This is a genomic window from Dyella sp. 01L423 (genome assembly GCF_056399945.1).
Genome location: NZ_JBFTSI010000001.1, coordinates 449,759 through 470,384 on the forward strand (window position 1 = coordinate 449,759; position 20,626 = coordinate 470,384).

Here is a 20,626-nt window from a genome sequence, read left to right on the forward strand (position 1 = left end):
TGGCAGGCAAGTCGCGATCAGAGCCAGCGATTGCGCTTGAGGATGAAGTAGATCGTGGTCACGATGGCCAACACCAGCCCGATCATGGTGGGGTACGCCCAAGGCTTATTGAGCTCCGGCATATGCGCGAAGTTCATGCCGTACCAACTGGTGATCAGGGTGGGGGCTGCGAGCATGGCGGCGTAGCCGGCGAGGCGCTTCATCACCTCGTTCTGGCCGAACGTGACCAGCGACAAGTTCACGTTGATGGCGGCGGCGAGCATCTCGCGCATGGCGCTGATCGACTCGTTGACGCGGAACACGTGGTCGTACACGTCGCGAAAATACGCGCGCAGTTCGTCCGGAATGAGTTGCGGATGCTGTCGCACCAGCTGGCTGATGATGTCCTGCATCGGCGCCACGGCGAGCCGCAAGGTCATCAGGTCGCGCTGCATGTCGTATAGACGTCGGATCGTGCTGCGCCGGAAGGTGTCCGAAAAGATGTCCTTCTCCAGCTCCTGCAGCTCCTCGCGGAAGTCGCGCACGATCGGCAGCAGGTTGTCGACGATATAGTCGAGCACGCCATACAGGCCGTAGGCCGGCCCCAGTGCAAGCAGGTCGGGCGTGTGTTCGCAGTTGCGCCGGGCGGGAGCGTAGGAGAGCGAGGCGCCGTGGCGCACCGTCACCAGATAGCGCTGGCCCAGGAATACATGCGTCTCGCCAAAGGCAAGATGCCCGCTGACCAATTGCGCGGTCTGCACTACTACGAACAGCGAATCGCCGTAGGTCTCGATCTTGGTGCGCTGGTGTGCCGCCTGGGCGTCTTCGATCGCAAGATCATGCAGGTCGAATTCCTCCTGCAGTTTGTGCAGCAGCGATTCGTCGGGTTCGTGCAGGCCGACCCACACGAAGGTGTCCGGCTGCTTCAGTACTTCGCTGATGTCGTCGACACCGATGTCGCCGATGCGTTGCCCGTCGAAGCGATAGGCAACGCAGTTGACGACCATGGAGGCCGTAGGGGTGAGGTCAGCGGGTTTGGTAGTGGTCATATCCATGCGCAAATGATGCGCCGGCATGGAAGACAGGGCAACGACAGTGGTTCACGCCGTGGCGATGTTGGTCACCCGCTGCCGACGCATGCACCATGCCATCACCAGCCAGATCGGCAACGCAAGCAGCAACCAGGGCTGGTTCTGTTGCACTACGCTAGGCAGCAAATGCAGCAGGCAGGCGATCAGCATGGCGAGCAGCTGCAGCATGAGCACGCCAGTGGCGAAGCGCGAGGCAGCGAGGTGTTTGCGCGAACGCCACCAGGCCGGAAGCAGCAGGAAAGCCAGCGGATTGAACAGCAGCAGATTGGCGTTGGCCCACGCAGAATGGTGCGTGGTGAGCGTCCACAGGATCAGCAGCGCGACGCCGACGAAGCCGGCCAGCAGCAGATACAGCGAGCCGAGCAGGGCACCAAGGATGGGCGCAAAGCGGTAGGCGGCGATCAGCAAGACGGCAAAGACCAGTCCGGCCAGGGCCAGCGGCAGACGAAGGTCCGGCGCGGTGGCAGGCGGCGCATCAAGACGATTGGGCGACAGCACCTGTTCGCCGATCACCAGCGGCTGTGCGTGGCCGTCGGCGTTTTTCACGGTGACATGGCTGACGGCCTGCTGCAGTTCCATCGGCAGGAACGCTTCCTGCCAGGCATTGAGCGGCTGATCGGCGTAGGGGCCGAGGCCAAGGTCGAGGATCAGCATCAGCCACGCTTGCTGACTCATCAGGCGTGCGGTTTGCTGGCGATACGTCATGCCGCCCGGGCTTGCTTCGAGCTGCGGCTTCAGGATGCCACCGAGTGCCTTGTCGAGTGCGTCGCGTACGCGGGTGGCGCAGTTGCGCACGTAGTAGTCGTAGTCGTAGCGGGCGTTCTCGGGCTGCAGGTTCCACAGCAGGTAGTCGCGCATGTCGGCCGCCTGGGCCGGCGTGAATGCGAGGCGCTGGCGCGTGACTGAGCGACCGACTTCGGTGTAGTAGTGCTGGTCGACGTCGGACGGTGCCGCGTCCATCAGATAATGCATCTGGCCTTGCGCGAAATGCAGCAGGAAGCCGCTTTCGTCGAAGTCGAACACGCCGTAGTTGAAGGTCACCGCTTCGCCGCTCACGCTGTCGCGCAGCTCAATGGCGTCGTGTCCGAAGCGTTCCCAGTAGGTGTCGCCGGGACCATAAGTGATCAGCGACACTTCCAGGTTGCTGCCCGGCGCATTGGCGACGCCGGCACGCGCGTGCGATGGCCACAGCAGCAGACAGCAGAGCATAAGGCTGGCCACGCTGGCGATGAAACGACTCAGGCGCGGCGCTGCCGGCGTCCGACCACGACAATGCACGTTCAGCCTTCCTGCTGGCGGATCACGCGGAACGCCTGCACGCGGCGATCATCCGCTTCGGTGACGTGGAACAGGTAGCCGCCAATGGCGATTTCCTCGCCCACTTCCGGCAGGTGGCCGAATTCGGAGGTGCACATGCCGCCCACCGTGTCGAACTCCTCGTCGGAGAAGTTCGCGCCAGTTTGTTCATTGAAGTCGGCGATCGGGGTGAGCGCGCTGACCACCCAGCCGCCGCCCGATTGCTCGTGCATCAGCGTGGGTTCTTCCTCATCGTCGTGCTCGTCGTCGATCTCGCCGACGATTTGTTCAAGCACATCTTCGATGGTGATCAGCCCAGCGACGCCGCCGTACTCGTCCACCACCAGCGCCATGTGGTTGCGTGTGTGGCGAAACTCCGCCAGCAGCACGTTGAGGCGCATGGATTCGGGAATGAGCACGGCCGGGCGCAGCACGCTGGCGATGTCGAAATGATCGCCATTGCCTACGAAACGCAGCAGGTCCTTGGCGAGCAGGATGCCGAGGATGTCGTCCTTGTCTTCGCCGTGCACGGGGAAGCGCGAGTGGCCGGATTCGACCACGGTCTCGAGGATCTCGCGCAGCGGCGCTTCGGCCGAGAGCATCACGATCTGCGTGCGCGGAATCATGACGTCATCCACGCTGAGCTCGGTGACCTTGATCGCACCCTCGACCATGGTCAGGGTGTCGATCGACATCAGGCCGTTGGCCTGGGCGGTGCGCAGCTCGTCGATGAGCTCCTTGCGGTTGCGCGGCTCGCCGGAAAACAGATGGCCCAGTCGATCCCACCAACTACGGTTGGCCGGGCCGCTGGTACTGCCAGGGTCCTCGTTCATTACTCGTGCGGATGCAGCCCGAATCCGGGCGGAATGGTCAGTCTAGCGGAAAATTCGTGACGATTCAGGAACAAGGCGGGGGAGGGGCGGGGCGCCGAAGCAGCGAGGGCGGCCCCGCCTGAGCCTTGAAGGGCCGTCCAATTCACTGCGCGCTGGCCGTGGCCGCGGTTGGCGAGGACGCCCTGGCGACCCCGGCCATCTGCCCACGACCGCCGTTCCAGCCACCGCCAAGGGCCTTGTAGAGGTTGACCTGGTTCACCGCCTGGTCGAGTTGCAGGCCGACCAGCTTTTGCTGGGCGGCATACAGCGAACGCTGTGCGTCCTGGGTGGCGATGTAGTCGTCCATGCCTTCCTTGAAGCGGACCTGCGAGATGCCATAGACGCGTTGCGACTGGTCGACCAGCTCCTGCTGAGCCTTGAGCTCGGGCACGATGTGGTCGCGCACGGCCAGCGCGTCGGCCACTTCGCGGAAGGCCTGCTGGACGGTGCCTTCGTAGGCAGCCGTGGCACCGGTGTAGCGGGCCTTGCTGGCGGACAGCTCGCTCTTGTTCTTGCCCCAGTCCAGCAGCGGCATGGCGGCCGAAGCACCGGCGTTCCATGCCAGCGAGCCGGCCGAGAAAAGGTTGGAGAGGCCGCCGCTCAAGGCGCCGAGCGCGGCGGTGAGCGCGATGTTCGGGAAGAAGGCGGCACGGGCGCGGCCGATGTCGGCATTGGCCGCGCGCAGGCGGTCCTCGGCAGCGACGACGTCGGGACGGCGATCCAATAACGACGAGGGCAATCCGGCCGGCACGTCGGTCAACAGAGGCGCCTGCCATTGGCTCGGTGTGCCGTAGCCCGCCGGCAGCGGTTGGCCGATCAGCACCGTCATGGCGTTGATGTCCTTGGCGATGCGGGTCTGCACATCTTCGACGTCGACCTGGGCGGCGCTTACTTGGGTCTGGGATCGACGCATGTCGAACTCCGATACGCCACCGTCCCTGAAAGCGTTCTGCATCACCTGCGCGTGTTGCTGCTGTGCGGCGAGCGTCTGCTGAGCCAATTGCAGCAGGGCGCGATCGGCATTGAGCGCCAGATAGGCGTTCGCCACTTCACCGATCACGGCGATGCGGGCGGCCTGGTAATCGGCGGCGCTGGCCTCCGCCAGCTTGCCCGATTCGTGCGCAATGGCGCGCTGGCGACCGAAGAAATCGAGCTCGTAATTGGTCATGCCCGCCTGGACCTGGAAGGTGTTGAACGAGGCGGCGGTGGTGCGATTGTTCTGGATCGGGCCGAGCAGTCCGTTGCTCGGTTGTTGAGTCATGCCGGGCAGGCGCTGGCGTCCGGCGTAGCCTTGCAGATCGATTTCGGGAAACAAGTTCGCACGCGCCACCCCATAGCCTGCGCGTGCCTGGGCCATGTTGGCGGCGGCGATGCGCAGGTCGCGGTTGTTGTCCAGTGCAATCTCGATCAAGCGTTGCAGCGCCGGGTCCTTGAAGAAGTCACGCCATTCCAGTTCGGGCATGGCCGGCGCTGGTGCTGGTGCGGGCGTTGCCGCGGCCTGGGCGGACCTTGCCTGTTCGGGATAACGGTTGGGAACTGGCATGGTCGGGCGCTGATAGGTGGGCTCCATCGTGCAGGCGGCGAGCAGGCACGTCGTAAGCGACACAGCGGCAATCATGGGCTTCATGGCTATCTCCGGATTCAGCGCGGCGGAAGGGGCAGGCCGGCGAGACGTGCCAGGCGCAGGAAGGCACGCAGCGGCCGCGCCTTGATGGCAATGTTGTGCGGCGTCTGGCTGAAGATCAGCTCGATCAGTCGATGCCGCAACGCTTCATTGGTTTCAAAGTGCACGCACAGGCGACGCTTGCTGTGGCGAGCCACTCGCGCCGGCACCCAGCCCACCTCGGGAACCAGTACGCGCAGACGCTCGCCGGCTGCTGGCATGTCGGAGCTGCGGTGCAGGGCAGCGCCGCTGAGCGAAATGTCGATGAATTGGCTGCTTTCCTCGCGCGCCCCTACACGCCAGCGTGTGGCGCGGCGGAACGGAAACCGCTCTTCCTGCCGCAGTCGCGGAAGATCCACGCACGCCATGATGGCAGCCAGGTTGAGCACCAGCGCAATCAGCGTCCAGCCAAGGTTGAACACGGTGCCCGCGCTCATGTCGGCCTTCATGATGGTGTTCACCGCACCCGCCTGCAGGAACAGCATCAGCGCGATGAAGAAACCGGCAAGCCTCCAGTGCACCACGACCTTGCTGCGATCGAGCCCTTTGGCGGTCACTTTGAACGGACGTCCAAACGGGCGGATGCAGGCCGAGATGATGGTCCTGGTCACGGCATAGGCCGCCACCAGCTGCGTCACTTCGGTGAAGATGGGCAGCGTCCTGCGTTCGGTGATCCAGGGGCCGTAGAACCAGAAGCCGATCAAGGCCGGCAGGCCGTAGTACAGGAATCGCTCCGGCGTGGTGTAGAACGCGGCGATGCCGAAGTACCAGTACAGCACCGGCGCCACCAGCATCATCAGCAGAAAGGGCTTGCCGATCCAGTGCAGCATGCCGTGGATGTAGTGCAGGCGATCGATCAGCTTGTAGCCCGAGCCACGCAGGGGGCCGTCCTTGAGCAAGGCCACCTGCATGGTGCCCAGGCACCAGCGGCCGCGCTGGTTGATGTACTCCACCAGTCCCTCGGCCGACAGTCCCACCGAAAGGCGCTCGTTGAGCCATCGCGTGATATGGCCGCCTTTTCGCAGCAGATACGTGGTGTGGATGTCTTCGCACACGCTGTCGGTCGGAAAACCGCCGGCGTCGGTGATCGCCTTGCGCGAAATCACGAACGAGGTGCCCACGCAGAAGGCCGAATCCCATGCGTCGCGCGAAGGCTGGAACACATCGAAGAACACTCGCTGCTCATCCACCCAGCTATCGGTCGCGCCCAGATTGTGCTGGATCGGATCGGCGTTGTAATAGAACTGCGGCGTCTGCACCAGCGCCACCTTGGGATCGGCGAACAGGCCGAGCACGCGATAGAGGATGTTCTTCTGCGGCGCGAAATCGGCGTCCAGCACTAGGATGTAGGGTGCATTGGTGTGGCCGGCGGAGAGGCGCAGGCCGTTGTTGAGATTGCCCGCTTTCGCATGGCGGTTGTCGGGACGGCGGGTGTAGTTCACGCCCAGCTCGGCGCAGCGGTCGCGCAGCCAGTCACGGCGCGTATCGTCCAATACCCATACGGCGACATGCGGATAATCGATCGCCTTGGCGGCGACGATGGTCTTTTCCAGGATCTGCCAGTCCTCGTTATAGGTGGCGATGAAAACATCCACCGCGGGCACGTTGGCGCCGGCTGCGCGCAAGCGAATCTCACCGGCATCGGCCTGGGGGCGGTTGTCGCGTCGACGCACCATCACGGCGATGGCCGCCAACGTGTATACGATGGAGACCATTTCAAAGGCGTAGAACACGTAGGACCACACGCTGGCAACGCCGTGGGTGGGATCTGGCAGTGTGTCGGCCGTGCGCCAGAGCGCGTAGCGCAGCAGCAGCCCGCCCGACAGCAGGCCGAACAGCAGACGGTCAAACTGGCGATGCGGGTTGGCAAAGCGCGCCATCCCCGCGCCCAGCAGCAAAGTTAGACCGATCACCTCGAGCATGGACATGTCGTCGAACGGGAAGCTCATGGCGCCTGCTCCGCGTGGCGAATCGAGCGACCGATGAAGGGATTCCAACCCTTGGCCGCCAGAACTGTCCAGGCCGTCGCGCCCAGATGGGGCTGGTGGTAGTAGAAAAAGTCGGCGTAGGTAGAGGTTGGGCCGATGGCAAAGTCGGTGGCGATACGCGGTTGCGGGGTGGCGTAGAGCATGCCGCTGGCGCTGCGCTGTGCGGCAAGCAATTGCCACAGCGAATCGGCCACCGGCTTTCCGCTCGCCTGCAGCGCCGTGGCAACCTGCGCCGTTCCCTCGGTCCACACGCCATCGGGCCGGCGGCGATATCCGTAGCCGTCGCCGCTGCGATGTTGTGACTCGACCCAGGGCCACACCTGGTTCCACTCAGGCGGGTGCGAATCGAAAGCGAGCAGCGGCCACACCTGTGCATCGAGGCCGGATTTGTCGCGGGAAAGCGTCTTGCCGTCGTCGAGCGTGCCTACGAAAAAGCGGTGTTCGGTCGGGTCCCACATCGACTTCACAAAGTCGCCAGCGACCTTGGCTTGTTGCGTCAACGTGGCATCGCCTGTCTCGCGTCCAGCCCATGCCGCAGCCGCATAGACGTCCAGATTGTGTTCCGTAGCCTTCCAGTGTTGCGGACGCTGGGCGTTGTCGTAGCCGAACAATCCACCCTCGTAGGCGGCAGGCGCCGTACCCAGTGTGTGGGCCTGTATCCAGTGCAGTTGGGCCACGGCGGCATCCAGGTATCGTCGGTCATGGCTGTTGTCGTAGACGGTCAGCAGCAGCAGCGATGCCCACGCTGCATTTCCGGTAGCCGTGCCCACCTGGTAAGGGTCCTGACTCCAATAGTTGCCTTTGCTCTCCCAGTAGCCGGGCAACTCGACTTTGTCGCCTGTGATCGCACCGCCGCGATAGGCATTGCGGAGTCGGCCATCTTTGAAAGTGGGGTCATGCGACGCGGCGATCAGCAGCGCATCGGCGATGCGTTTGGCCTGCGCCGCGTCGCCACAGGCGGTAAGGGCGATGCCGGCCAGCGCGTTGTCGTAGACGAAGGCTACATTCTCCAGTGCCCTCACCGATCCGGGTTGAAGATTCGGGTAGCTGGGCAACAGCATCGGACCCTGTCCGGGAACGGCTGCGGCCGCCGAACGCAGCACGGAGCAGGTGCTGTCGGCGAGTTGCTGCTGGGTCACGCTAGTGGACAGCACGGGACTGGATGCCATCGCGGCCAGCAGCAGTCCGATGCCGGAGAAGTAAGGTCGTCGTATCAACATGCCTGCCTCCAAGGATGCGATCAGCGCAGGCTCGCCGTGACGCTGCGGCCCGGGGTGCACGCCGGCATGCCGGCATTGGCGCCGTCTTGCGTATCCCATTGCGCGAGCGCATAGACCGAGCCATCTTCGGCATAGGGGAAGGGGGCGCTGTAGCCGTTCTGCAGCGCTTCGTTCGCGGTGGGCAGGATCTGCGAGATATGCGCATCGTGCGATCGGCCTGAAGGTTCGATTTGCACGCGCAACTTCGTGCCCACGTTCAGTCGTCCAGCCATGCGGGCCGGGAACACGGCAACCACATCGGTCTTGCTGCAATCGGAGGCGCGCACCAGGGTTGCTCCTGCCGTGACCTGGGTGCCGACGGGCGCCACGATGTCCTGCGCTGCGCCGTTTCCGAACGCCTTTACTGCGTAGTCGGAGAGCGCTTGCACACGATCCTGTTCGTGGGTCACCAGGTTGTTGAGGTCGCTCATCTGTTTGTTCAGCGCATCCAACTGGGCCTGCTCGCCGGTGATGCTGCTTTGCAGGTCGGCGCGCCGCTGCGAAAGCTGGGTCAGTTGATCGTTGCTGCTTTGGCCCGCGGCAACATAGACGCCGCGTTGCGCGGCAGCGAGGCTATCGCCAACACCGCTGGCGTTCTTGTCCAGCGCATCCGCTTCGCTGCGGGCGGCGTCGGCCTCGGCGCGCGCGGCCGAGACGGTGGCCGCGCTCACCGCGCCGTCGCGCTGCAAGGTCATCGCACGCTGGTATTTGCTGTCCAGCTCTTCCAGCTTGGCCGAAGCCGCGTCCTGCTGTGCCTGCAGCGACGCATAGTTGTTCTTTAGCTGCGACACATTGGCGTTCTGATACTGGTCGTACTGGTGGTTGACGTACTCCAGCATCCGTTGATCTGCCTGGATCCGATGATCGAGGTCATCGAGTCGGCTCTGCAGATCGAGCCGCTGCGTCAGCAAGGTGGTCAGCGAATCGCGCGCCACTGTGTTGTTCTTGATGACAGCAATCGTTTGGCCGGGTTCGATGGGCTGTCCAATCTGCGCATGCAGTTCACTGACGGTGCCGCTGATGGGCGTGGTGATAAGCATGGCGGGAGCGTTGAGCACGGCACGCGTGGCGCGATTCGAAAGCCAAGGCTCGAGCAGCGTGGAAATCAACAGCCATGCGATGAATCCCAGCAGCCCATAGCCAGCCAGGCGTGGCACGATCGCGAGCGGCGACTTGCGCGTGGGTGCCAGCTCCCTGGATGGCGCAGCAGCGGTATGCGGAAAGCGTTCGGTGGGCAGAAGCTCGGTCTTCAAAACATTCGCCTTTGGCAATTGACGTCACGCAGACGCCTGCGCCCGTGCGCCGAAGCGGGGCGGAAGTAGGCACATCTCGCGGAGATGGCGGCCAGTGAATTGAAGTCCGGAGGATGGGTGGCTTACGTGCCGCGACGTCGAATGACGTTCCTCGTTGATGCAATGCGTCACTTACCGGACCCGCAAAGGAATAGTGCCTTGGCGATGAACGTCGCCTGTCTTCGGCCGGCAAAACGCTTAGGAACAGTTAGATATCAGTTCAAAAAATGAATATGCATCACTCGCGCAGGACACGCGATTGACATCAAGCTGACGCATTGCAGCAACGTATGGGATAGAGGGATGACAACGATCAACAGCTTGCGCGTTGTTTTTCGCGTGCTGGTTTTGATGAGCGCGAGTTTGTAGCGCAAAAGCATGCGAAGCGGATGGCGCAGTCAGTCGTCTACGGCGTAGGGATCATTGATGCCGAGCCCAGCCAGGATGCGCGTTTCGAGCGCTTCCATCTGTTCGGCTTCCTGGTCATCGATATGGTCGTACCCGATGAGATGGAGCACGCCATGCACGGTCATGTGCGCCCAGTGGTGGAGTGATGGTTTGCCTTGCTCCAACGCTTCGCGCGCTACCACCGGTGCGCAGATCACGAGGTCGCCAATCAGCGGAAGGTTGACGCCGGGGGGAAGTTCGACTGGAAAGGACAGGACGTTGGTCGCGTAATCCTTGCCGCGATAATCGCGGTTGAGCGTCCGTCCTTCCTTGCTGTCCACGATGCGGATCGACAGCTCGGCGGCCTTGCGCCGCTTGGCGCCGCGCAGCGCGGCTTCGGCCCACTGGCGGAAGCTTGCAGCGGCCGGCACGCCCTTGCGCGAGGCACCGTAGCCCACCGAAACCGTGACGGCGGTGCTCATCGCGGCGGCTCCTCGGACGTCTGTTCGAACGCCTCGTACGCACGCACGATCTTGGCCACCAGCGGATGGCGCACCACGTCGCGCGAGGTGAAGAAAGTAAAGCTGATGCCGTCCACACCGCGCAGCACTTCCACGGCATGGCGCAGGCCCGAGCGCACGTGGCGGGGCAAGTCCACCTGGCTCACGTCGCCCGTGATCACCGCCACCGAACCGAAGCCGATGCGCGTCAGGAACATCTTCATCTGCTCGACGGTGGTGTTCTGCGCTTCATCGAGAATCACATACGAATCGTTGAGCGTGCGGCCGCGCATATAGGCCAGCGGCGCGATCTCGATCACATTGCGCTCGATCAGCTTGGCGACTTTTTCGAAGCCCAGCATTTCGTACAGCGCGTCGTACAGCGGTCGCAGATACGGATCGACTTTCTGCGACAGATCACCGGGCAGGAAGCCGAGCTTTTCACCGGCTTCGACCGCCGGGCGCACCAGCAGCAGGCGTTGCACGCGATTGGCTTCGAGCGCTTCGACCGCGCTGGCGACGGCGAGATAAGTCTTGCCAGTACCGGCCGGGCCCACGCCGAAGCTGATGTCGTGGGAGGTGATCGCATGCAGATAGCGCGCCTGATTGGGACCGCGGCCTTTGATCACGCCGCGCTTCACGCGGATGGTGACTTCCTGCGTACCGTCGGTATCGTTGACGATGGCTTCAATGCCCGAGTCGGCCAGCTGCAGATTGATCTTCGCACCGTTTAGCGACTCGTTTTCGGTGGTGAGGTAAAGCGCGCGCAGCACTTTTTCCGCCGCTCGCGAGGCGGCTTCCTCGCCAATCACCTGGAACAGCGCGCCGCGATGATTGATCTCCACGCCCAGGCGCAATTCGATCTGGCGTAGATGTTCATCGAAGGGACCGCAAAGATTGGAGAGCCGTGCGTTGTCTTCCGGCTCGAGGGAAAAGTCGCGTTGATGGAGGCCGTTGGTCATCGGTATGCGTCAGAGTGGTCGGTGCATCACGTAGACATCGGTCGGGCCGTGTGCGGCGTGGCGGAATGCGCCCGGCACCTGCCCAACGATGCGGAAACCGTGGCGCTGCCATAGGCGCACCGCGGAGGTATTGGTCGAGACGACAAAGTTGAACTGCATCGCGGTGAAGCCCGCGTCGCGGGCCAGCGCCATGGAATGTTCGCACATCACCGAGGCGATGCCCTGGCCGCGCACGGCGGGTGAAACCATGTAGCCGGCGTTGGCCACGTGGTCGCCCAGGCCCGGCTGGTTGGCGCGGAGCATGTAGCAACCCAGCACGAGTTTTTCGCGTTCGGCGATGAAGCAGCGCGTGGGCGGCGAGGTCCACCAGTCGCGCGCCTGTTCGAAGCTCAGATCAGGCGGGTAACTATAGGTGTCGCCAGCGGCCACCACGCTGCGGAACAGCGGCCAGACCAGGGTGAACTCGTCGGCGCCGATTTCCCGGATCGAAATAGGCGCCGTCACGAGGCCAGCGCGACGTCTTCTTCGGCCAGCTTCACGCGGCCGCGCAGCGAGTTGCTCATCGCCTCGGTGATCACCACGTCCACGAACTGACCGATCATGCGGGTGCTGCCGGGGAAGTTCACGAAGCGCATGTTCTCGGTGCGACCGGTGACTTCGTTCGCGCTCTTGCGGCTGATCTTTTCCACCAGCACACGTTGCACCGTGCCGACCATCGCCTCGTTGATCTGGCGCGCGTTGTCGTTGAGCTTGGCCTGCAGGCGGGTGAGGCGCGCATGCTTCTCTTCCGCCGAGGTGTCGTCGGCAAGATTCGCGGCGGGTGTGCCAGGACGCGAGGAGAAGATGAAGGAGAAGCTCTGGTCGAAGCCGATGTCTTCGATCAGCTTCATGGTCTTTTCGAAGTCGTCGCTGGTTTCGCCGGGGAAGCCCACGATGAAGTCCGAGGAGATGCAGATGTCCGGACGCACTGCGCGCAGCTTGCGGATCTTCTGCTTGAATTCCAGCGCCGTGTAGCCGCGCTTCATCGCCGTGAGGATGCGATCCGATCCGGCTTGCACGGGCAGGTGCAGGAAGTTGCACAGCTGCGGCACGTTGGCATACGCCTCGATCAGCGAGTCGGAGAACTCCAGCGGATGCGAGGTGGTGAAGCGGATGCGGCCGATGCCTTCGATCTGCGCGATGGCGTGGATGAGCACGGCGAGGTCCGCGATGCCGCCGTCATGCGTGGGGCCGCGGTAGGCGTTGACGTTCTGGCCGAGCAGGTTCACTTCGCGCACGCCTTGCCCGGCGAGCTGGGCCACTTCCACCAGCACGTCGTCGAACGGACGGCTGATTTCCTCGCCACGGGTGTAAGGAACCACGCAGTACGAGCAGTACTTGGAGCAACCTTCCATGATCGATACGAAGGCGGTCGGGCCTTCGGCGCGCGGCTCGGGCAGGCGATCGAACTTTTCGATCTCCGGGAAGCTGATGTCCACCTGCGGCTTGCCGCTGGCGCGCTGCGCCTCGATCAACTCCGGCAGGCGGTGCAGGGTCTGCGGGCCGAACACCAGATCCACGTAGGGCGCTCGCTTGATGATGTCCTGGCCTTCCTGCGAAGCCACGCAGCCGCCCACGCCGATCAGCACGGGCTTGCCGCCTTGCTTGTGTTCCTTCCAGCGCCCCAGCTGGCTGAAGACCTTTTCCTGGGCTTTTTCGCGGATCGAACAGGTGTTGATCAGGATGACGTCCGCCTCGGCTTCATCCTGGGTCAGCTCCAGCCCGTGCGAGGCCTTGAGTACGTCGGCCATCTTGGCCGAGTCGTACTCATTCATCTGGCAGCCGTGGGTCTTGATAAAAAGCTTGCCGGTCATGGGCTTGGGTACCGTGGTCCAAAGGGCGGCGCGAGGGTTGCCGAACCGCGTAGTTTACGCGCCAAATGGCCCTGCCGCCACTGCAACGGGCGAGCCAGATCAAGCACTTGCGCGCCCATGGGGCGGCTGGAAACGGGCGCTGACGCACGATTTGGTCGCGCAGCGCTTGGCGTGGAGGGCAGCGCGGTAGCACACTGCCGCCGAACCCCGCGCCGGCTAAGCCCCGGGGAGAAGATGAAGAAAAGGGGGGAGTGATGTCGTTGCTTGACCGTGATGAGGCCGCCGCCAAGGCTGGGCGGCCCGAGGGGAGTCCGTGAGCGGGCTGCCCTTATCGCGGCTGGGCGCGGCGGCCCCTCGGCGGATCCTCGCTGGCTGCGCCTTGTTTGCAGGGCTGTTGGTGTTTTCGCTGCCGGGCCACTCTGGCGCACTCTACCGCTGCACCGGCTCGGCAGGCGAAACCGTCTTCAGCAGCAGCACGGCGGGTTATCAGGGCTGCAGCCGCATCGCCGGCGCGCCCGATCCGGTGCGCAAGAAGCCAGCTGCCCCCGCGCCTTCACTGGCGACGGTCAAGGGCTCGGCGGAAACCTCGGCCGCCAAAACGCAGCCGGTGCCTGCGCCGCAGCCGCCGTCGGTGGCCTGGGTAGAAGACTCGGTGGAAACCACGGCTCGCGTCGTAACGGCCAGGTCAGCGCCTGCGCCTGCGGGAAAGCCGGGGCAATGGAGCTATAGCGAGGCGAGCCCGGCGCGCAGCACCTCTACGCCCAGCAAGCCGGTGGCCGATGCGGATGCCGATGGCAGTCGCGTGCTGCGTGGCGCGGTCTATCGCGTGGTGCGCAAGGACGGCAGCGTGGAATACACCAACCTGCGGCCGGCCGGCGAGCGGGGGCACGACGTGACCATGCTCTTCAGTTACATCGCCACCTGCGTGGCGTGCAACCTGCATTCGAATATTCGCTGGGATTCGGTGGCGCTAAATCTTGCGGCCTATACCGATGTGATCGCGCTGGCCAGTCAGGAGTCCGGCGTCAACGAGGCTTTTCTGCGCGCCATCATTCACGCAGAAAGTGCCTTCAATCCGCGTGCGCTATCGATCAAGGGCGCACAAGGCCTGATGCAGCTGATGCCCGGCACGGCCAACGACATGGGCGTGCGCGATGCTTTCGACACCGCGCAGAACATTCGCGGCGGCGCGCGCTATCTCGGCCTCTTGCTGCGCACCTTCAATGGCAACGAACGCCTGGCGGCTGCGGCCTACAACGCCGGCCCTGGCGCCGTGCAGCGCTACAACGGCGTGCCGCCGTTTGCGGAAACGCAGGTCTATGTCGAGCGCGTGGGCACGCTGCGCAAGCGTTACGGCTTGGCCATCCATCCGGGTGGTGGTCGATCGCCCGTGGCTGCGGCGGGGTTGTCAGCTATCCAGTGACGCCGTCGGCGTGGTCGGCGGACGCTGCGCAAGAATCACTTCGGTGTGGAACGGCGCGCCATTGCGCAGCCCGGAGACTTCCACCTTGCTGCCCGGCTTGAGCGCAGCCTCGTGCCGACGCAGGTCGGAGGGATCGACGATGTCTTCCGAGCCAATCCGCAAGAGAATGTCGTGCGGCTGGATGCCGGCGGCCGCGGCCGGTCCACCTGGATAGATGTCGGTGACCTGCGCACCGCGTGGCGCTGCCGGCAGGCCGCTGTCGGCAGCGACGGGAACGAAGGTGTAATCGGCGCCCATCCAGCCGCGCACGACGTGGCCGCTGTCGATGATCTGATCGAGCACGCGCTTGGCGCTGGCCACCGGGATGGCGAAGCTGATGCCTTCGGCGTTGGCGGCCTTGCCGATCAGCAGGGTATTGATGCCGACCAGCTCACCCTCGGTGTTGACCAGGGCGCCGCCCGAGTTGCCCAGATTGATGGCCGCATCGGTCTGGATGAAGTCTTCGGGGCTGGAGCTGCTCAGTTGGCGGCCGATCGCGCTGACGATGCCCATGGTCACCGTCTGGTTGAGGCCCAGCGGATTGCCGATGGCAAGCACGACGTCGCCGGTGCGGGTGGGGCGGTGGTCGGCGATATGGATCACCGGCAGGTTGCCGGCGTCGATCCGCAGCACCGCGAGGTCGGTCTCCACATCGGCGCCCACCACCGTGGCCTTGGCCACGCGGCCGTCGTAGAGCAGTACCTGGATGTCGTCGGCGTTGGCGATCACGTGGTTGTTGGTCAGCACATAACCCTGCAGCACGATCACGCCCGAGCCCAGGCTCTGCTCGCGGCGCTTGTAGGCAGGGCCGGTCGGACGGCCGCCGAACAATCGCTGCAGCACCGGGTCGGTATACATCTGCACCGCCTGCTCGGTGACCATCTTGTTGGCGTAGATGTTTACGACCGACGGCGCTGCCTTGGCGACGGCGTCCGCGTAGGAGATGGGGCCGCCTGTGTGCGCAGGCGTCGATGAGCTACTGATCGACTCGGTGGTCGGCGTCGGCGCGACCCCGAAACGTTCCCTCAGGCGATGGCCAACATCTGGCCACGCGAGGCTGATGACGAACGCAGCCGCCAGCCCGAGCACCACGAAGCGGGCGATGAATGCGAGCGTGCCAGCGGCATGTTTCATGTCGTAATGCGTTTCACGGCAAGGCGTTAGAGAGGGGTGCGCGCATGTGTCGCAGGCGAGGCTATTTTATTGTACGAGTCATGCCCTGACGCTACACTAACGCGATTTTGCGGGAGCCTGAATCCACTGGCGCTTGCGAAGCGGGTCGTCCCGGGGTTTCCCGGTGCGCTTAGGTCCCGACAACGGAAGGCCTGTAGCTCTCGCTGCATGCTCATCGTGCTGGTGCCGCGCGTGCCTGCTGTTCTCTAAGGGGGAGTCTTAGGGGTTTTTCTCTGCACAGCAAGGTAGTCTCTTGCTGTCGGATTGATCGACGCGCTTGGCAAGCACCTGTGGAACTTCTAAGTTCCGCGTCTCAATGGCATGTAAGTACCGGAGAGCCTGATGGCGAACGAAGTCGTCGATCACGGCCGCCGCCGCTTCCTCACAGCGACCACGGCAGTGGTTGGTGGTGTGGGAGTGGTTACGGCAGTCGTGCCCTTCATCAAGTCGTGGGAACCCAGTGCGCGGGCAAAATCCGCAGGTGCGCCGGTCACGATCGACATCAGCAAGATCGAAGAGGGCCAACGGGTAACTTACCCCTGGCGCGGTCTACCGGTGTTTGTAGTCAACCGCACCAAGGCGCAGCTCGATGCGCTGCCCAGCCAGGATGCCCGCCTCGTCGACGCCAAGTCCGACAGCGGTTCGGCCGAGCAGCAGCCCAAGTACGCGCAGAACGAAGCACGCTCCATCAAGCCCGAGTGGCTGGTGCTGGTGGGCCTGTGCACGCATCTGGGTTGCGTCCCCGACTTCGTGCCGGTGATGAAGCCCGAGCCGTTCGATCCGGACTGGAAGGGCGGTTTCTACTGCCCCTGCCACAAGTCACGCTATGACATGTCCGGTCGCGTCTATCAGGGCGTGCCGGCACCGAAGAACCTGCTGGTGCCGCCGTACCATTTCATGGACGACACGCACATCCAGATTGGCGTGGATCCGAAGGAGGCCGGCTAATGGCCAACGTATTCACGCGAGTCGGCGATTGGGTCAATGAGCGGGCACCGGGCTTGATGCCGGTCTACCGCAAGCACATGACCGAGTATTACGCGCCGAAGAATTTCAACTTCTGGTACTACTTCGGCGTGCTGGCGCTGCTGGTGTTCGTCAACCAGATCGTCACCGGCATCTTCCTCACCATGAACTACAAGACGAGTGCGGCGGAAGCCTTCAACTCGGTCGAGTACATCATGCGTGACGTGGAGTGGGGCTGGCTGATCCGCTACATGCACTCCACCGGCGCCTCGCTGTTCTTCGTGGTGGTGTTCCTGCACATGTTCCGCGGCCTGATGTACGGCTCGTACCAGAAGCCGCGCGAGCTGGTGTGGCTGCTGGGCATGCTGGTGTTCCTGGCGCTGATGGCCGAGGCTTTCATGGGCTACGTGCTGCCGTGGGGGAACATGTCGTTCTGGGGCGCCAAGGTGATCATCTCGCTGTTCGGCACGGTGCCCGTGATTGGCGGCAGCCTGGTCGAATGGATCATGGGTGACTACCTGCCGGCGGACGCCACGCTCAACCGCTTTTTCGCCCTGCACGTGATCGCGCTGCCGCTGGTGCTGCTGTTGCTGGTGGTGCTGCATATCTTCGCGCTGCACGAAGTGGGTTCGAACAACCCGGACGGCGTCGATATCAAGCATGGGCCCAAGGGCAACCGCTGGGACCCGAACAAGCCGGCCGACGGCATCCCGTTCCATCCGTACTACACCGTGCACGACCTGGTGGCGGTGGGCTTCTTCGTGTTGATCGCGGCCTTCATCATCTTCTTTGCGCCGACCTTCGGTGGTTGGTTCCTGGAGCATGACAACTTCATTCCGGCGAACAACCTGGTCACCCCGACGCACATCAAGCCGTCGTGGTACTTCACCCCGTTCTACGCGATCCTGCGCATGATCCCGTCGTTCTTCGGCACGGCGTTCTGGGGCGTGCTTGGCATGTTCGGCGCGATCGCCCTGCTGTTCGTGCTGCCGTGGATCGATGCCGGCAAGGTGCGCTCCATCCGTTATCGCGGCACCGGCTTCAAGGTGGCGTTGATGACTTTCGCCGCGTCCTTCATCGGCCTGGCCCTGGTGGGTGCGGGCGTGGTCGGCGAGCTGACCACGGAGTGGGTGCCTGCGGACGCGACGTTCTGGGAGAACGCGTTCGGTCGCTTCATGACCGTCCTCTACTTCGGCTACTTCGTGTTCCTCTGGTGCTACACGCATCTCGGCTGGGAAAAGACCAAGCCGGTTCCGGAGCGGGTGGTGTTTGACCATGAATAAGCGGCAGCCCTCGATGAAGAAAATCATTTCCACGGTTGCACTCACCGTTGGCCTGCTGGTCGGCACCAATGCGGTCATGGCGCAGGAAGAGGGCGGCCTGCCTTCGGCCGGCACCAACGTGCACGACCAGGCCTCGCTGCAGCGCGGCGCCAAGTTGTTCTTCAACTACTGCGTGGGTTGCCACTCGCTGAAGTACGTGCGCTATTCGCGCATCTCCGAAGACCTGGGCCTGTCCGAAGACGAGGTAATGAAAAACCTCAACTTCACCGGCGCCAAGTTCGGCGACCCGGTGATCTCGCACATGCCGGAAGATTCGGCCCAGCAGTTCTTCGGCAAGGCACCGCCGGACCTCTCGCTGGAAGTGCGCGCCAAGACCGCCGACTGGGTCTACGGCTACCTCAACTCCTTCTACCTCGACCCGACCCGTCCGGTGGGTTGGAACAACACGGTGTTCCCCAATGCCTCCATGCCGTTCCCGCTGTGGGAATTGCAGGGCATCCAGACGGCCGTGAAGAAGGAAGGCAGCGACGACGTGGAGAAGCTTGAGCTCTCCCAGCCGGGCAAGCTCACGCCGGCGCAGTACCAGCAGGCCTCCCGCGACCTGACCAACTTCCTGGAGTACGCTGCCGAACCGGCCGCCCTCCAGCGTCAGCGCTACGGCATCTGGGTGCTGCTGTTCCTGGCGGGCTTCACTTTCCTGGCATATCTGCTAAAGAAGGAGTACTGGAAGGACGTCCACTAAGACGTCACCTTCCGGAGCCTACGGTACGGCGGCCCGCGACCCTCTGATGGGAACCGGGGCCGCCGTACTTGGATAAGCCGATGGGGAGATCGCGCATGGTCCAAAGCGCTCGTTCGCGTACCGCACTCGCCCTTTACACCACCGCAGATGGCATCCAGTGCCACCGGACGCGTCTCGTGCTCGCCGCCAAGGGCGTGAGCTACGACAGGGTGATCGTCGACCCCGCCAAGCCGCCGGAAGACCTGCTCGACCTCAACCCCTACGGCAGCACGCCGACCCTGGTTGATCGCGACCTGACCCTCTACAACACCGCGGTCGTCTGCGAATACCTGGACGAACGTTATCCCCATCCGCCCCTGATGCCGATCGACCCCTTGTCCAGGGCGCGCCTGCGCCTTGCCAATGTGCGGATCGAACTGGACTGGCTGCCCGAAGTGGACCTCATCAAGGCCGGTGGCCGTCCGGCCGATGCGGCCCGCAAACGGCTGCGGGAGCACCTGCTGTCGGCGCTGCCTCTGTTCAAGGCATCCCGGTTCTTCCTGAACCCGGAAATGAGCCTCACCGATTGCCTGGTGGCCCCGGTGGTCTGGCGCCTGCCTTGGCTGGGGGTCGACCTGGGGCGCGAAGGCAAGCCCATCCTCGACTATGGCGAGCGCCTGTTTGCCAGCCAGGGCTACGCCCGCAGCATGACCCCTGAAGAGAAGGCCATGCGTCCCTGAGGCCCCGCCGGCAGGCCTTGAAGGGCCTGCCTGGCCTCCCCGGCGGCGCTTTGGCGCTCTGGGCGGCGCCGCTGCGACAACTCGCCCCGGCTTCGCATTACACTGCCACGATCCACCTGGCGCGCCCTGGGCTTATCCCGTGAGGCTGCGCACTCCATAGGTTTTTGCATGACCGACGACAAGCTCCCGCCGATGTCCTCCAATCGTCCTTACTTGCTGAGGGCGATCTACGACTGGATCACCGACAACAATCTGACACCTTATGTTCTCGTGGATGCCGGGCGGGAAGGGGTGCGGGTGCCTCCGCAGGTCATCAAGAACGGGCAGGTCGTGCTGAACCTGGCCATGCGTGCCGTGGCCAGCCTGGATCTGGGCAACGACTGGATCAGCTTTCAGGCGCGCTTCTCCGGCGTGAGCCACAACATCCATATTCCGATTCAGGCCGTGCTGGCGCTGTACGCGCAGGAAAACGGGCAGGGCATGATGTTCCCGGCCGAAGAAGGTGGCGATCAGCCGCCGCCGTCGTCACCCGATCCGGACGACACTCCGCCGACGCCTGAAGGCGATGCTGGTGAGAAACCCAAGCGCAGCGCGCCGTTTCTGCGCGTGGTGAAGTAAGTCACGCCGTCGTCGCGCCGGCTGGTCCGGCGCGATCCGCCTCAGTGAAGCTGGTTATCCTTGCGCAAACGCGGGCGCAGCGGCACCACGTTGTCGTGCGCCGGCGGCGGCTCATGTTCGGACAGCAGGCCGGGCAGGTGGCTGTGGATCGTCGGCAAGCTGATGCCGGTCAGCGTATGGCCGATCAGCCACAACTTGCCCGGTTCGCGGTCGTTGCCGTCAATGCTCACCTCGAAGGTGTAGCAGCGCTCCCAGAGCAGTTGGCCATGCTGGCGCAGCAATCGCACGCCTCGCAGGCCCACGCTTTCATCGAGCAACTGCAAGCCATGCTGACGACATTGCTGGCTGGCTTCCTGGGTGGCCTGCTCGCGGCCGCGGGCAAGCTTGAGCCACGAGCCGATGACGGCCAGCAGCAGGACTAACAGGATCAGGTCGGAAAGCTCGCTCATGGGGCGAGAGTGTAGGCGTGGAGTGTGGCTTGCAAGGGGCGCGGCGTGAAAGTCGCTTTGAGCTCGTCATGA

General features: G+C 63.9%; 19 protein-coding genes. 6 read left to right on the top strand and 13 right to left on the bottom strand.

Features of this window, described 5'->3' with window-relative positions:
* Positions 1–17: 17 nt before the first annotated feature.
* From corA to miaB, 11 genes are all read right to left on the bottom strand, one after another.
* A complete protein-coding gene (corA, locus tag AC1DMY_RS01960) occupies positions 18–1,034 on the bottom strand; it encodes a magnesium/cobalt transporter CorA (RefSeq protein ID WP_477163354.1) in 1,017 nt (338 codons plus the stop codon).
* A gap of 45 nt (positions 1,035–1,079) precedes the next feature.
* Positions 1,080–2,279, bottom strand: a complete 1,200-nt coding sequence (locus AC1DMY_RS01965; RefSeq protein ID WP_477164173.1) for a lipoprotein N-acyltransferase Lnb domain-containing protein — start codon at positions 2,277–2,279, stop codon at positions 1,080–1,082.
* 71 nt (positions 2,280–2,350) lie between these two features.
* A complete protein-coding gene (locus tag AC1DMY_RS01970; RefSeq protein WP_477163355.1) occupies positions 2,351–3,199 on the bottom strand; it encodes an HlyC/CorC family transporter in 849 nt (282 codons plus the stop codon).
* Positions 3,200–3,341: 142 nt separating this feature from the next.
* Positions 3,342–4,865 (bottom strand): efflux transporter outer membrane subunit, encoded by a 1,524-nt coding sequence (locus AC1DMY_RS01975; protein ID WP_477163356.1) that lies wholly within the window; start codon positions 4,863–4,865, stop codon positions 3,342–3,344.
* 14 nt (positions 4,866–4,879) lie between these two features.
* Positions 4,880–6,850: a glycosyltransferase gene (locus AC1DMY_RS01980; protein WP_477163357.1), complete on the bottom strand. Its 1,971-nt coding sequence runs from the start codon at positions 6,848–6,850 to the stop codon at positions 4,880–4,882.
* Positions 6,847–8,109, bottom strand: coding sequence for a hypothetical protein (locus AC1DMY_RS01985; protein ID WP_477163358.1), 1,263 nt, complete (start codon positions 8,107–8,109; stop codon positions 6,847–6,849). The genes AC1DMY_RS01980 and AC1DMY_RS01985 overlap by 4 nt, the downstream gene beginning before the upstream one ends.
* A gap of 20 nt (positions 8,110–8,129) precedes the next feature.
* Positions 8,130–9,401 carry an HlyD family secretion protein gene (locus tag AC1DMY_RS01990; RefSeq protein ID WP_477163359.1) on the bottom strand — a complete coding sequence of 424 codons (1,272 nt, stop codon included), beginning with the start codon at positions 9,399–9,401 and terminating at the stop codon, positions 8,130–8,132.
* 437 nt (positions 9,402–9,838) lie between these two features.
* Entirely contained in the window at positions 9,839–10,309 is a 471-nt protein-coding gene (ybeY, locus tag AC1DMY_RS01995) for an rRNA maturation RNase YbeY (RefSeq protein ID WP_477163360.1), read from the bottom strand.
* Positions 10,306–11,289: a PhoH family protein gene (locus AC1DMY_RS02000; protein ID WP_477163361.1), complete on the bottom strand. Its 984-nt coding sequence runs from the start codon at positions 11,287–11,289 to the stop codon at positions 10,306–10,308. Before AC1DMY_RS02000 ends, ybeY begins: the two co-directional genes overlap by 4 nt.
* A 9-nt stretch (positions 11,290–11,298) precedes the next feature.
* Entirely contained in the window at positions 11,299–11,793 is a 495-nt protein-coding gene (locus AC1DMY_RS02005; protein WP_121878238.1) for a GNAT family N-acetyltransferase, read from the bottom strand.
* Positions 11,790–13,142, bottom strand: coding sequence for a tRNA (N6-isopentenyl adenosine(37)-C2)-methylthiotransferase MiaB (gene miaB / locus AC1DMY_RS02010; RefSeq protein ID WP_477163362.1), 1,353 nt, complete (start codon positions 13,140–13,142; stop codon positions 11,790–11,792). The genes AC1DMY_RS02005 and miaB overlap by 4 nt, the downstream gene beginning before the upstream one ends.
* A gap of 313 nt (positions 13,143–13,455) precedes the next feature.
* On the opposite strand from miaB, the gene AC1DMY_RS02015 reads away from it, so the two are divergent.
* Entirely contained in the window at positions 13,456–14,565 is a 1,110-nt protein-coding gene (locus tag AC1DMY_RS02015; RefSeq protein ID WP_477163363.1) for a lytic transglycosylase domain-containing protein, read from the top strand.
* Here AC1DMY_RS02015 and AC1DMY_RS02020 read toward each other — a convergent pair.
* Positions 14,551–15,738: a S1C family serine protease gene (locus tag AC1DMY_RS02020; RefSeq protein ID WP_477163364.1), complete on the bottom strand. Its 1,188-nt coding sequence runs from the start codon at positions 15,736–15,738 to the stop codon at positions 14,551–14,553. The genes AC1DMY_RS02015 and AC1DMY_RS02020 overlap by 15 nt on opposite strands.
* A 381-nt stretch (positions 15,739–16,119) precedes the next feature.
* Between AC1DMY_RS02020 and petA the strand changes: the two genes are divergently transcribed.
* The 5 genes from petA to AC1DMY_RS02045 all read left to right on the top strand — a co-directional run bounded on the left by petA (position 16,120) and on the right by AC1DMY_RS02045 (position 20,105).
* The gene (gene petA, locus AC1DMY_RS02025) at positions 16,120–16,725 is read left to right on the top strand and encodes a ubiquinol-cytochrome c reductase iron-sulfur subunit (protein WP_477163365.1); all 606 of its coding nucleotides are present in this window, start codon (positions 16,120–16,122) and stop codon (positions 16,723–16,725) included.
* A complete protein-coding gene (locus tag AC1DMY_RS02030) occupies positions 16,725–18,026 on the top strand; it encodes a cytochrome b (protein ID WP_477163366.1) in 1,302 nt (433 codons plus the stop codon). The genes petA and AC1DMY_RS02030 overlap by 1 nt, the downstream gene beginning before the upstream one ends.
* Positions 18,027–18,039: 13 nt before the next feature.
* A complete protein-coding gene (locus AC1DMY_RS02035) occupies positions 18,040–18,768 on the top strand; it encodes a cytochrome c1 (RefSeq protein WP_477164174.1) in 729 nt (242 codons plus the stop codon).
* 95 nt (positions 18,769–18,863) lie between these two features.
* The gene (locus tag AC1DMY_RS02040; RefSeq protein ID WP_477163367.1) at positions 18,864–19,487 is read left to right on the top strand and encodes a glutathione S-transferase N-terminal domain-containing protein; all 624 of its coding nucleotides are present in this window, start codon (positions 18,864–18,866) and stop codon (positions 19,485–19,487) included.
* 168 nt (positions 19,488–19,655) lie between these two features.
* On the top strand, positions 19,656–20,105 hold the full coding sequence (locus AC1DMY_RS02045; protein WP_477163368.1) for a ClpXP protease specificity-enhancing factor: 450 nt from the start codon (positions 19,656–19,658) through the stop codon (positions 20,103–20,105).
* Between the two features lie 41 nt (positions 20,106–20,146).
* Here the strand turns inward: AC1DMY_RS02045 and AC1DMY_RS02050 are convergent, their stop codons facing one another.
* Positions 20,147–20,554 (bottom strand): DUF3301 domain-containing protein, encoded by a 408-nt coding sequence (locus tag AC1DMY_RS02050; protein ID WP_477163369.1) that lies wholly within the window; start codon positions 20,552–20,554, stop codon positions 20,147–20,149.
* Positions 20,555–20,626: the final 72 nt, after the last annotated feature.